Source organism: Aquirufa beregesia, from assembly GCF_011090385.1.
Classification (GTDB): Bacteria; Bacteroidota; Bacteroidia; order Cytophagales; family Spirosomataceae; genus Aquirufa; species Aquirufa beregesia.
Genome location: NZ_SEWW01000053.1, coordinates 1 through 282 on the forward strand (window position 1 = coordinate 1; position 282 = coordinate 282).

Genomic DNA, 282 nt, shown 5'->3' on the forward strand with positions numbered 1-282 from the left:
ACTTACTGTAATATTATTCGCGTTCGCATTAAAGCTAGTTACCGTGTTTCCATAAGCATCTTGGGCCGTTAAGGTATTGGTTCCTGTAAAGGCTGTGCCATTCACTTGTGGACTCGCCAAGCTCACCGCTAGTTTACTGAAGCTAGATTCAGAAGCCGTTACCGATAAACGATCAGCACCAGCAGCTACAATTGATCCGTCTGTGGCGGCAATAGTAGCAGATTCGGCTTTGTACAATACCATGGAAGCTGTCGCTACCCCATTCGTAAAGGTCAAGCTTGT

Annotated in this window: 1 protein-coding gene; it reads right to left on the reverse strand. The window is 46.1% G+C overall.

Annotation, left to right across the window (positions count from 1 at the left end; all coding sequences use genetic code 11):
- A partial coding sequence (locus EWU23_RS13855; protein ID WP_166233206.1) for a hypothetical protein occupies positions 1–282 on the reverse strand: 282 nt, incomplete at both ends.